This window comes from Yersinia sp. 22-579 (genome assembly GCF_030433455.1).
In the GTDB taxonomy this organism is placed as follows: Bacteria; Pseudomonadota; Gammaproteobacteria; order Enterobacterales; family Enterobacteriaceae; genus Yersinia; species Yersinia enterocolitica.
In genome coordinates this window covers 218306-232889 of the sequence record NZ_JAUJTZ010000001.1, presented here as the reverse complement: position 1 = coordinate 232889, position 14584 = coordinate 218306, and the positions used below count along the sequence as shown (strand labels likewise).

Genomic DNA, 14584 nt, shown 5'->3' with positions numbered 1-14584 from the left:
TACTCCTGTGCCGATCATTTTTATGGTCTTTTTGCTCTTATCCGAGCCGGTGATTTCACACCAAATGCACCTGCAAACCGTGCTGAATCAACACATCTCCCAATGTGTTACTGCTGTCTAGCGATGAGTTGTGATAGACATCGAATGCCTGTCCATCAATGCTGCGTTGACCCACGCTGCTCCACACCCCATCCGGGGTATTACTGAGCGTGACTTGTCCGCCTTGTGCGCCCTTAATCAACAAATCATCCTCTGGCTTGTCGGTTAGCGTGAGCGCATCCTGTAAATCAAGCCGGATACTGTTGCTGCCGCTCTGACCTAAATCAATGATTTCGATATGCTCCACCTTCAGGCCTAAATGGGTCAGATCCAATGTTTGATTCACCCCACCCAGCAGCAAGGTATCCATGCCCAAGCCACCATCTATATGGTTGAAGTTCAACGAGTTAACAGTGAAAACATCGGCACCACTGCTGCCAGTAAGCGCCTCGCCGGACATCACTACGCCATCAGCCAGATTCAGCGTAACACCACCGATGGTATAGCCGCCCTCCGTCACCGTGGTGGTCAGAATGCTGTCGATAGGTTGTGCCAGTGGTTCGACTAAATGAGAGGTATCCGTGTCATGGGTAACCATCATGCTGGTGGCCTGAATATCATGATCGGCTGACAACAATTGGATACCAGAGCCGGAGAGCAGGCCAACCGATATGGCTTTGTAGTTACCAGCTTCATCGGTGACCGATACCGCTACCGGGGTGGTTAAGATGCTGACAACATTCAGCGCTTTGAGGAAAGAGCCAAAGAACTGCACACTCCAGTGACCACTACTGTCGACGGTGCCTTCTAAGGTTTGACCCAGTAGCGTCACTTTAACTTTGGTATTGGCCAGCACATTTAAGCTGGAACCAGAAACAATCAGGCCATTGGTTGGCAGTTGCAGTAAGTTGCCGACATTACCCAATGCATCCACCCCTAGCAAAGGTAACGCATGAGTTTTCACAGTAAAATCAGTGTTAACAGCGACATGGTTGCCCACGGCATCAGTGACTGACACACCAATTTTAGCGGAACCGTCTAACAAACCGGTCAAGGCCGAAGGCGTAATCGGCACACTCCAGTGGCCATCACTACCAATAATGCCAGTCAAGACCGCACCACCCACAGTCACGGTGATTTGCGAGCCAGCGGCGTGGGTGCTGGTGCCAGAAATCACTTGGGCCGTGGTCGATTCAGCCCCACTGAGATAGCTATCTGAAGCAAAGAATGGGTTCAGTGTTAAGGTCGGCAAACTTATGCCAACCGTGACCGGTGCTGTAGCGCTGGCACTGTGTCCGGCGGCATTGGTCAGGTTGGCGCTGGCGGTAAAGCTGCCATCCAGCAGGCCTGCCAGCGCCGATGGCGGCACCGCAATGCTCCAACTACCATCGGCTTTGACGATGGTATTCAAGGTGAGATTACCCACTTTCACCGTCACATTGGCTCCGGCAGCAGAGGTACTGTGACCGCTGATGGTTTGGGTTAACAGTGCATCAGCAGCATTGAGCAGACCGTCACCAAAAACAGGGTCCAGTGACAGGGTTGGCAGCGCATTGGCGATGACACTCAACGCGCCAGAAGTGTTGGCCTGGTTGCCCACTGCATCTTGCAGCGAAACATTCACTGTCAGTGGGCCATCGGTCACCAGCGTTTTTAAATCCACCGGCTGGATAAGCACACTCCAATTGCCCCCCGCCCCCACCGTCGCGGTGTAGGGTTTGCCATTGAGAACCACATTGATTTGAGTTCCCAGCGCCACATTGGTGGTGGTGCCGCTGATAGTTTGCGCTACCAGCAAATCCGCCACACTGAGGATGCCATCACCAAAAATAGGATTAACAGACAGTGTCGGCTGGGCATGAATCAACACATTGACCAATCCATTGTCGCTGGTGGCATTTCCGGCACTGTCCACCAAGGATGCGCTGATGGTTTGGCTACCATCCAACAATCCGTTCAATATATTGCTCGGAACCTGAACACTCCAGCCACCACCCGTGCCGACGATTGCTGTCAGTTGATTGCTGCCAACTTGCACCAGCACCTGCGCCCCCACAGTGCCATTAACCACCGTCCCGCTGATGATTTGCGTCGCTTTGCTATCGTCAATACTCAATAGCCCGTCGCCAAAAATCGGATTTAAAATCAACTTAGGCACATTATTAATAATGACATTGACGCTGCCGGAGGTTGTTCCAGTGTTACCGGCGGAATCGGTCACCGACACTCCTACGGTCAGATTGCCATTCAATAATGCGGTTAAATCCGTTGGTTGAACCGCAATGGTGAAACTGCCGTTTGCCGTGGTGGTGCCAAAGAAGGTTTTCCCCCCTAGCGTAACTTTCACCTGAGTCCCCGCCTCCACCCCGCTGACCGTACCGCCGATGATTTGCGCAATGGCGGTATCCGCCAGGCTGAGCTTACCGTCGTCAAAAACAGGATTCAGCGAAATGACCGGCAGGGTGACATCCACCAGCAATGGGCGGGTTGCTGTATTGGTATTCCCCGCAGAGTCGGTCACCGAGGCGGTGACATTGAGTGAACCAGCCAGCAATCCATTCAATGTCAGGCTATCAACCGGCACAGTGAATGAGCCATCAGCACCGATAATGGCTTTTAGCAGCGCCGTACCCAGCTTGATGGTGACTTCCGCGCCTGCTGGCATATTGTTAACTGTTCCGCTAATAGTCTGATTTAACAGCAAATCAGCCGCATTCAGGATACCATCACCAAAGATAGGGTTCAGGGTGACCAGTGGTAGATCGTGGGTTAACACCGTAATCCCCACTTGGGTATTGACGATATTCCCGGCGACATCTTTCACCGAAATGCCCACTTGCAAGCTGCCATCCTGTAATCCACCTAATAGTGAAGGCAGCAAATCAACATGCCACACCCCACCAGCCTGTACTTGGGTGGTCAACACTTGAGTGCCGATGGTGACAGTCACTGTCGCCCCCGCGGCGACATTATTAATCACCCCACCCAGCGTCTGAGTCAGTGCAGACTCCACACCATTCAGGATGCCATCGCCACCAAACAGTGGGTCCAGCGCGCCGAAGGTCGGTAAGTTATGCGTCAACACATTGAGCACCGGTGCGGGAAGGAGCTGCACCACGTTGTTATTAGCATCGGTTACGCTGATGTTCAGTGTTAACGCGCCATCTGCCAATTGACTTAAATCGCCAGCGGGGAGAGTCAGTGTCCATTTACCATTAGCCCCCACCTCAGCAATCTGTTCGTGCCCATTAATGGTGACCTTCACTTTGGCCCCCAAACCGGCATTCAATACGGTGCCGGACAAGGTTTGATCGACCAACGCACCGATAGCATTGAGATAGCCGCCATTGAACAGCGGGTCGACTGTCAGTGCCAATGCCGGATTGAGCGCCACATTCACCGTGACATTACTGCTGCTAGGGTTACCGGCGGTATCGGTCACACTCAATCCCGCCACCAGCGGGCCATCCACAATTCCGCTCAAATTGCCCGGCAAAACAGTAATGCTCCATTTACCATCATTACCGACAACAGTGGTGAGTATGGTGCTGCCCAAGGTGAGGGTTAAGGTTTTACCCTCCGCCCCCAAAGCGGTGCCGGAGAGTATTGAGCCAAGTACATTACTGTTAAGAATCGGTGCCGCGACATCCAGTGTGATAAGCGCCGGGATAGTATCAACGACGATGGTGGCCGTTTTCTCGGCAGGATTACCCGCCAGATCAGTCAGTGTCACTTTCAGAGTATGAGAGCCTTGCGCCAGCACCTGTAGATCAGCGGTTGGGATGCTGACACTCCACTGACCCTGCGCCCCAATCAGGGCCGAATAGTTTTTACCGTTTAGCGTCACGGTCACGGTGCGCCCAATATCATCGGTTGAAGCCACACCACTCACTAACTGTGGCGATTTGGATTCAAGAGCATCCAGGATGTTATTGTCGGCAAAAGGCGAAAGCGTCAAGGTCGGCGGCGAACGGTCAACCAGCAATCCGACCTGTTCAGAGGCTGTGCCCCCCACTACGCTGGCCGTTATCTGATAATTGCCATCGGGGAAGCTGAGCTTCGGTAATGTCACCGACCAGTTACCATCTGCGCCGAAAACAATCGGGGCAATCAGTGGAATACCATTAATATTCACTAGCACTGTGCCGCCCAATGCTCCCGCCCCCGTGACCTTACCGCTAATAGTTATATTCAAGGGATCATCAGTAGCATTGATAATATTGTCAGTGGCGATGGGATTAATGGTCAGCACTACCGCTGGTGGGCTGAGATTAACGTTAACATTGATTGGATTAGTGGTATGGCCCTCGTTACCAGCGCTGTCGGTCACCGTGGCGCTGATGGCAGCAGAGCCGCTCAAAGTGCCCAATTGAGCACTGTTTACCAGCGCGCTCCATTTACCATCTGCCCCCACAATTGCGGTGAGATTGAGGGTACCGAAGCTAATATTGACCAGACTTCCCTGCGCTATATTAGTGGTGGAGCCACTCAACAGTTGGGGGATTTTGCTTTCAGCAAAGTCCAGCTCCGCGCCAAATAACGGCGCATCGACGGTGACGGTCGGTAAGTTATGGGTCACGACGCCGATATTGAGTGAATTGCTGCCGCTATTACCGCCGCCATCAGTGACATCCACTCTGATCGGTTGCTGTGCGCCATCAGGGATCTGTTTTAAATCAGCCGTCGGTACAGTGACGTCCCACGCTCCGGTGGCGATATTGACATTGGCGTTATACACCACTCCATTTATTGTCACTTTCACGGTTTGCACCGTGTTAAGCAGGCCGGTGGTGCCGGTCAGTAATTGATCGGTTCCGGCCTCAGCCAGATTCAAGGTCGCACCAAACAGAGGGGTGCTAATGGTGGGTGCGGGCAGTGTCAGGAAGCTGTCAAAATTGGCTGACTGGCTGCTGCTGTTACCGGCGGAGTCAGTCACAGTGACATTAATTTGATGCTGCCCATTGGTCAGGCCATTTAAGGATCCGGCGGGAATAGTCACCGTCCAGTTACCGGTGTTAGCATCGACCACTCCGCTATAGCTGATACCCCCCACATCAATCTTCAACTGCACATTTTGATTATTGCCGGTTATCCCGGTTTTACCGCTGATAGTGGTCGCCAGTGCGGCTTCGGCAATATTGATACTGGCACCGAAGGAAAGCGTATCGATAGATGGCGTTGGCACCTGCTGTTGTGAGGTAAATGTAATCTCGGGTGAAATAGTGACTTCATTACCACCACGGTCCGTGACTTTTATCCCAATGGTATGTGGCCCATTTGCCAGCCCGGCGAGTAATCCGGTCAGTAGCGGTAATGACCAACTGCCATCAGTGTTTGCCGTAATGGTTTGTACCAATTTGCCATCTATTGAGATAGCCACTTGTTGACCGACGCCGGTTACGCCGGTGCTACCACTCAATGTCTGACCCAGCAATGCCTCAGCATGATTGAGCACCCCATCACCAAACGGTAATACCAGTGTCGGATGGGGTAAATTGTGAGTCAGCACTTCAACCTGACTGGTCAGTGAACCGCTATTACCGGCGGCATCTTTGGCGGTGACCGTAACATCCCAGGTCCCCTCGGGTAAGGCTTGCAGTACATCGGGTGACAAGGTTAATGTCCATTTTCCGTCTGCGGTCACCGTCGCCGCATAACCGGTGCCATTGATGGTCACGGTGACCTGTTGCAACTTATCGCCGACAATCCCGGTGTTGCCGGTTAATTGCCCGCCCGCCGCCGCTTCAGCCGCATTGAGAATGCCACCAATAATTGGCCCGGCGTCAAAGGTCGGTGCAGGGCTAATGTTCAATGCAGAATTGAAGGTCACTGACTCGGTATCACTGTTACCTACCCGGTCAGTCACGGTGATGGAAATAGTGTGCGAGCCATCAGTTAAACCATTTAATGCCCCCGCCGGTAGCGCACAGATCCAGGTACCATCCAAGGCCACCGTGGCAGGATAGGTCACCCCATCAATTTTCAAGGTAATGGTCTGCCCGCTGCCGGTCGCTCCGGTATTGCCAGTCAGAATTTGGCTGGCGGCGGCCTCTAACTTGTTCAGATAACCATCACCAAACGGCAATGCTGGCAGGGTAATGTTCGGCACATTATGAATTAAGATATCCAGATCGGCGCTAGCCGAGGCTTTGTTACCCGAATCCGCATCCGTGGCACTCACCGTCACTTTGGTCATACCGTCGTTCAAGCTTTGCAGAGCTGCGGCACTGATATTGACCGACCAGACACCATTCGAAGTCACACTGCCGCTATAATTTTTACCATTAATTGACACCACCACCGCAGTACCGACCGCTAAGTTGCTACAGCTGCCGGTCAGAGTGGCATTGGCACTTATCTCACCGACACTTAATACGTTATCGCCAAACAGCGGCGCTAAAGTCAGTGTCGGCAGAGCATTGATGGCCACATTGAGGTTAGTAATATCGTGGCTTTCATTACCGGCGGCATCGGTCACACTGACCTTCACGCCACCCGCTAATGGGCCATCCCCTAACAGCAACAGATCAGCGGAAGGTATGGTCAGGCGCCAACTGCCATCACTTTGTACCTGCGTCTTATAATTATGACCATTTAGCGTCACGGTGACGGTGAGTCCGGACTCACCGGCGCAAGTGCCCTTCACCACTAGCCCCAGCAAGGCATCGGCCAGATTCAATACATTGTCGAGATTGGTTTGTACATCAACAGTCAGTAGCGGAGCCTGAGTATCGACTGTGACATTATGGGTCGAGCTGGCAGGGTTTTGCGCCACATCATTAACGGTGGCATTGATGACATTATTGCCTTGTGGCAGCGCCTGTACATCACCCGCCGGAACCGACACACTCCAACTGCCATCAGCCTGAACCACGCCTTGATAATTCTTGCTGTGTAAACTAACGGTCACGGTTTGCCCTGCTTGTACTCGCTGACTATTGCCACTGATGGTCAGTGCTGACTGGCTTTCCTGATAATTGATGATGTCATCACTGGTGACCGTGGAGACTGTCAAGACAGGTTGGTCTGCCAGAGAGGCAATGACTGTGACCTGATGAGTATCACTCGCCGGGTTCCCCGCCACATCGGTCACGGTCGCCTGCGCAGTTAAGGCCCCTTCCGGTAACTTACTGACATCGGCGGCCGGAACCGTCACTTGCCAGTTGCCGTCACTTTGCACCGTGCCGCTGTAGGTTTTGCCATTGAGCATCACACTGACGGTGCGCCCAGCCTCTACATGGCTGGACACCCCATTGATCAACACATCTTTGGTGGACTCAACACGACTAATGAAGTTATCACCCGAGACGCTGCTAATCGTGACCGTTGGGAGATTAACCGGCGAGGCATCGATGGTTAGCGTGCGGTCGACTGTGGTTTGGTTACCGGCGCTATCACTGATAGTCACCCGCACCGGATAGTTACCATCCGCCAGCCCTTGCAGCACGCTGTTACTCAGCGGAATACTCCAGGTGCCATCCGGTTGAACCAAACTGCTGTAAGTCACCCCGTTTAGCTGCACCGACACTGTTCGCCCCGCCTCAGATTGCGGCGCATTACCCGTGATATTGACGGTACTCAGGGCCTCAATGGCATTGATGATATTGTCATTACTGATAGGGTTAACCACCAGCGCGGGGGCAATTTTATCCACCGTCGCGCTACCAGTGTAACTGTTGCTATTGCCTGCACTGTCGGTCGCGGTAACTGAAATCACCAGATTGCCATTGGGCAGATTTTGCAATTCCGACGGTTGCAGGGTTAATTGCCAGTTACCCTGACTATCCGCCACCAGCGTATGGACCACCCCGCCCACTGTCACCACCACCTGTTGCCCCGCGCCACTCACGCCGGTGCTACCGCTTAATGTTTGGCTGGAGGTGACTTCTGTGGCATTGAGATAACCATCAGCAAACGGCGTAGTCAGTGTTGGGTTCGGAACCGACTGGGTGACCAGCTTGATATTCTCAGTCACGGTAGTGGTATTGCCAGCACTATCCTGAATTGAAATGGTGATGGGATAGCTGCCATCGGCCAACAAGTTGAGGGTATTAGCCGGGATATCGACACTCCAACTGCCGCTATTGCTCACTTTGGTGCTGTAAGTTTGGCCATTTATCACCACATTAACTAAAGCGCCCACTTCATTAGAAGTACCAAATACCGGGATGTTGGCTGCCGCTTCAGTGGCATTTATGACGCCATCAACGGCAATTTTCCCCACCGATAATTCAGGCGGCAACGTATCAACCGAAATGGCGGTGGTGGCGCTATTGGTATTCCCCGCAGCATCGGTAACTTGCACCTTAATTGACTGCCCGCCCTGTGCCAGCCCTTGCAACACGCTCGGTGGCAATGTTAATGACCACTGGCCGTCATTACCCACCGCGGCCTGATAGGTTTTGCCCCCGACAGTCACCGTCACCGACTGCCCTGCGCCCGTCACACCGGTGGTGCCATTTAAGCTTTGGCTGATACCGGCCTCGGTTTGGTTGAGGGTGCCATCACCAAAGGGGAGGTTGGTCACAACCGCCGGCAGACTATGGATATAAACCCCAAGTTCGCTGCTGGTGGATACCGTGTTCCCGGCGCTATCCGTCGCGGTAGCAGTCAGTGTGGTTTTGCCATCGGCCAACAAGGCCAAATCACCGGCGGGCAATGCCAGACTCCAATTCCCATTCGATCCGGTAGTGGTAGTGTAGGTTTTGCCATTTAGCGTCACCGTAATGGTCTGGTTGGCATTCAAATTACTGGAGGTGCCGTTCACCGTGATACCTGCCGCCGCTTCCTGCGCGTTGATCAGGTTGTCACCAGTCAGTGGGCTGATACCAATCCCGCTTTGAGTATTGTTGACAATAATAGTGTGGCTACCATTGGCGGCATTGCCATTCACATCACTGACTGTCGCGGTAATATTGGTCGTACCATTGGTCAGTAATGCCAAATCACCGGCGGGAATGGTTGTACTCCATTTACCGGCAGAATCCACAGTTGCGCTGTAGGTTTTCCCATTAAGGGATATCGTAATCGTTCGCCCGGCCTCAATGCCGGTGGTACTGCCACTGACGGTCTGACTCACTTTCTGTTCAGCACCATCCAGGATATTGTTATCCGCAAAGGCATTAATAGACAGTGTCGGGAAATTACGTGGATCGGCATCCAGCATGACATCTTGTGTCACGGTGGTGCTGTTACCGGCCGCATCCTGAACTTGCGTGCTCACGACATAACGCCCATCACCCAGCGATGACAGCGCACCGGCCGGAATAGTGACACTCCAGCTACCATCAGGCTGCACCGCGCCGGAGTAGAGTTGCCCGCCGATACTCACTTTCACAATGGCACCGATTTCCGAGCTGGTACCCCGAACAGTGATGCTGGCGGCGGCCTCTGTGCCATTGATAATGTTATCTGTTGCAATCGGAGCAACAGTTAACGTGGGGGCTTGAGTATCCACTTTGAATTGAGTGTTGAGTGTATTGCTGTTACCGGCCGCATCACTGGCAGTAATCGCCAGCGACTGGTTGCCTTGCCCCAATCCTTGCAATGCATTGGCTGGGAGTTGTAATGACCAACTGCCGTCTGCGGCAACCGTGGCGGCATAGGTCACCCCACCAAGGGTCACACTCACCTTCTGACCATTGCCAGTCACACCGGTGCTGCCGGTTAATGTCTGACCGAGTGCCGCTTCCGTACTGTTGAGTGTGCCGTCGCCAAAAGGTGGAGCCAGGCTGGCGGTAGGTAGCGTATGGGTATAAATGCCCAAATTTGCCGAGCTGTTAATCGGATTGCCGCCAGCATCGGTGGTACTGGCGGTTAATACCGCGCTGCCATCCGCGAGTTGAGCCAGATCAGCCGCTGGAATCTGGGCACTCCAGCGCCCATCCGCCCCCACCTGCGCAGTATAGATTTTACCATTTAATGTCAGGGTGATTGTTTGCCCGGCATTCACATTGAATGATGTGCCGCTGACCGTCACGCCTGCCGCTGCTTCAGCCGCATTAATCAGGTTGTCGCCCGTCACCGGATTGATACCCAGCCCGGTCAACTTATCATTAACAGTAATATTATGAGTTTCAGTGGTGCTATTGCCGCTGGCATCCGCGACGGTTGCGGTGATGCTGGCATTGCCATTGACCAGCAGAGCCAGATCAGCGGCACTGACTTTGACACTCCAGCTCCCATCAGCACCCACCGTGGCCTGGTAGGTTTTACCGTTCAGCAAGATAGTGACCACACGGCCTGACTCTACTTGGGTGGTGGTACCACTGACTATTTGATCAACGCGCTGTTCGGCAGCATCGAGAATATTGTTACCCGCAAAGGTATTGATAGATAAGGTGGGCAGATTGACCGGATTGGCGTCTAACGTCACATTCGAGGTGACGTTGGTGATGTTACCCGCCGCATCCATTACCGTCGCCGTTAACGGGTGGCTGCCATCAGCAATCCCCGTTAATGCACCAGCAGGGATATCGACATGCCAGGAACCGTCGGTCTGGACAATTGCCTGATAAGTTTTCCCTTCGTAAGTAATGACGACTGTCGCGCCAATCTCAGAACTACGACCACTGAGGGTTATCGGCGCGGCAGCTTCAATGGCATTAATGGTGCCGTCACCCGCAACGGGATTGACCGTCAGTGTCGGGGCCTGAGTATCTACATTCACTGTCAGTAGCTGACTTTTGCTATTACCTGCTATATCACTGACGGTCACCAGCAGCGGAGTATTACCTTGCCCCAGCATCTGTAAGATAGCGGAAGGGAAAACCAGCGACCAACTGCCATCCAGCGCCACCACCGGGTGATACGTCACGCCATTAAAGCTCACCGTCACCGTCTGACCCGCCCCATTCACCCCCGTTGAACCCTGGAGTGTTTGGTCGATCTTCGCCTCGGTACCATTGAGATTTCCATCACCAAAAGGCGTGCTGAATGTCGCCGCTGGCAAATTATTGATATAAATCCCCAGTGGCAAGGTGGCGTCTGGTAACCCGGCGGCTTCCACCGTTAAGGTGATCGGGCCATCGGTCAGTTTACCTAAATCTCCTTTCGGGATTAGCACACTCCAGTTGCCATTGGCATCCACAGTGCCGTTATAAGTGACACCATTTAATGTGACCTTCACTGCCGTATTCACCGCCAGCCCTGCCGATGTACCGGTGACGGTGAGATCAGTCTGCGCTTCATTGGCATTGATCAGGTTATCGCCGGAGACCGGGTTGATCCCTAAACCGCCTTGAGTATTATCGACAGTGAAAACGCTATCTTTGCTAGCCGGATTGCCCGCAGCATTGGTGACTTCAACATGGACAGTGGCAGACCCATTGGCGAGCATCGCCAAATCAGCTGGCGGTATCTGAGTACTCCATTTGCCATCCGCCCCAACCGTCGCGCTATAAGTCTTATTATTCAGCGTGATAAGCACTAATCTGCCAGCTTCAACATGGGTGGTTGCGCCACTCAATGTCTGGCTGACTTTCTGCTCAGCACCATTCAAATGATTGTCGCTGGCAAATGAGTTGACGAATAATGCTGGGAAGTTAAGAGGATCAGCATCAATCATCACACTTCCGCTGGCACTGGCGCTGTTACCGGCACTGTTGCTCACTGTGGCCGATATCGACTGTGAACCGTCTTTTAACCCAACCAACGCGCTGGCTGGAACATCCACACTCCAGCGCCCATCACTTTGTACCGTGCCGGTATAGGTTTTCCCGTTAAATACCACGGTGACGGTTGCGCCAATGGCTGATGATGTCCCGCCAATAACAACTGTCGCTTTGGCTTCAGCTGCGTTGATAATGCCATCACCGGCGACGGGAGAGAGAGTCAATGTTGGCGCGGTAGTATCAACCACCAGCGTGACAGTTTGCTGCGCTGTCTGGCCGCTACCATTGGCCACCGTCACCACCACCGGATAGCTACCGTCATGTAAACCTTGCAGCACACCGGCCGGTAATAAAACGCTCCACGAACCATCGGCTTGAACTTTCGCCGTATAGGTGGTGCCATTAATGGTGACATTCACCAACTGCCCGGCGGCAACGCCCGTTGTTGTACCGCTTAAGGTTTGATTGGAATTTACTTCGCTACCATTGAGGCGGTTATCGCCAGTCAATGGGTTGACTGTCAATGTCGGTGCGGGGCGCGGATTGCCGCCAGTAACAGGAGGAGGATCGATATTACCGCTGCCAGAACTGCCATTGCTGTTGTGTGATGCGGCAATGCCAATACCGCCGGCAATCGCCAGAAAGCCTAATGCACCCGCCAATAGCCCTGCCGAGCTGGCACTTCCTCCCAGCGCCAGTCCCGCGACACTATCAATGGCAGTCAATTGCGGCACCAGGATGGCATCAGCGCCAGCAGCGGCTCCCACAGCGGTTGGGAAAGTGACATGCACCGGCGGATTGACACCATCATCAAACACCAATTCGCTATAATTTCCTTCAGCGTCGGCGGTGAAAAAGTGCTGATATCGCACTGTGGTGCCATCTTTCATGTGCAAAATCAGATCATTGCCCTGACGCTCATAGCTGGCGACACTGTCTGCCGTGCCATGAATTCGCACGATGCTCAACCCGTTAAGCGCCACGACTGACTGATTTCCCGCAACCTCTGAAATCAATGCCCCGTTTTGCCGCGAAATAATATCAATTGCGCCAACCGCTGAATTCGCCATGGATAACCTCAAAAATCAAGCAAGTCACTATCTCCACGTAAGAACTTATCGGGGGGCCAGATAAGTCGGACGCCGGAGGGTAAATAAACACCTCAATTCCGAGGGTTTAAGCTTGTTTCTGGTGTGGTTAATAACAGCAAAGAAATCAGCGCAATATGTGTTTATCTTGTTTTTTTAATGTGATCTCGAACAGCTAGCTGATTGAGACTACTTAAATATAAGTAGATAATGTTAAAACTGTACAATTAAATTTTTCATTTAATTTACAAACATTAGTAATCAAAATAATATGTATCGGCTACTTCTCGATAAAAATCGCTAAAATAAAAAATGTAACCTAATGATAAATTAAGCTTTAATCGTTTCATCAACGTTAGCTATCACAGGAGGAAACCATAGTAATGTTAATTATTTATACACAGGAATAAGCATTAAAATTAATATATGGTTATTACATTTGTGCAACATGAAGGGGAAACTATTTTTCCATAGTTTAGATTTATTGAATTATTCTACTAAAGAGGTAGATTGCTCAAATATTAACCACATCGATAATAAAGTCAGCATATCGATAAATAAGGCGGTTAAGTTTCAACTAATCCAGATAAATCCCTTCGACCCGCATTTCGCTTTGTGATAGAAACGTCTGTCTATATTTATTATTCATATCAATCGCAGATCCCATACCTCATGACCGCCAAAACACACCAATTAACAGTGCAGCCCGGTGTTGCGCAGCAAGTCTCGACTCGGCTCGCATTTTTTATTTCCGGATTGGGAATGGCCGCCTGGGCACCACTGGTACCCTTTGCCAAAGAACGGATAGGTCTTAACGATGCCTCACTGGGCTTACTATTATTGTGCATTGGTGTTGGATCGATGCTTGCTATGCCCCTGACCGGAGTGCTCACAGCAAAATGGGGATGCCGGGCGGTGATTTTGTTAGCGGGAGCTGTGCTCTGCCTCGACCTCCCCTTGCTGGTGTTGATGAATACCCCCGTGACGATGGCGCTGGCGCTGCTGGTCTTCGGTGCGGCGATGGGCATAATAGATGTTGCAATGAATATTCAAGCGGTCATTGTTGAGAAAGCCAGTGGGCGCGCAATGATGTCCGGTTTCCACGGGCTGTTCAGTGTGGGGGGGATTGCCGGTGCCGGCGGCGTCAGTGCATTATTGTGGCTGGGGCTAAGCCCGCTCACGGCCATCATTGCTACCGTCGCATTAATGATTATCCTATTACTCACCGCCAATAAAAATCTGTTACAGGGCAGCGGAGAGCCTCATGATGGCTCACTGTTTGTGCTGCCGCGCGGATGGGTGATGTTTATCGGTTTTTTGTGTTTTGTGATGTTCCTGGCTGAAGGTTCAATGCTTGACTGGAGCGCCGTTTTCCTCACCACACTGCGCGGTATGGACCCCTCACAAGCAGGAATGGGTTATGCAGTATTTGCTATTGCGATGACGCTGGGCCGGTTAAATGGTGATCGGATTGTCAACGGATTGGGCCGATACAAGGTATTATTAGGCGGCAGCTTATGTGCTGCTGTGGGGATTATCATCGCGATAAGCATTGATAGCCCAATCGCCGCCCTTATTGGCTTTATGCTTGTGGGGCTGGGTGCATCAAATGTGGTGCCAATCCTGTTCACTGCCGCAGGCAACCAAACTGTCATGCCAGCCAATTTAGCGGTGGCCTCTATAACCACTATCGGTTACGCCGGTATTCTGGCAGGCCCCGCAGCCATTGGTTTTGTTGCCCAGCTCAGTAACTTATCGGTCGCTTTTGGCTGCGTGGCCGTCTTGTTACTCACAGTGACAGCCAGTGCCAAAGCCGTCACGCGCTAACCAAGGGATATGCATTAT

Annotated in this window: 2 protein-coding genes; one reads left to right on the top strand and one right to left on the bottom strand. The window is 52.4% G+C overall.

The window, feature by feature from the left end; all coding sequences use genetic code 11:
- Positions 1-55 precede the first annotated feature (55 nt).
- Positions 56-12721, bottom strand: a complete 12666-nt coding sequence (locus QSV56_RS01105; protein WP_301210299.1) for an Ig-like domain-containing protein — start codon at positions 12719-12721, stop codon at positions 56-58.
- A gap of 690 nt (positions 12722-13411) precedes the next feature.
- On the opposite strand from QSV56_RS01105, the gene QSV56_RS01100 reads away from it, so the two are divergent.
- On the top strand, positions 13412-14566 hold the full coding sequence (locus QSV56_RS01100) for an MFS transporter (RefSeq protein WP_046694815.1): 1155 nt from the start codon (positions 13412-13414) through the stop codon (positions 14564-14566).
- Positions 14567-14584 lie beyond the last annotated feature (18 nt).

What these genes read in the sequence shown, in the direction of transcription:
- QSV56_RS01105 (WP_301210299.1), bottom strand. Translation starts at nt 12,721, where the DNA reads ATGGCGAATTCAGCGGTTGGCGCAATTGATATTATTTCGCGGCAAAAC.
- QSV56_RS01100 (WP_046694815.1), top strand. Translation starts at nt 13,412, where the DNA reads ATGACCGCCAAAACACACCAATTAACAGTGCAGCCCGGTGTTGCGCAG.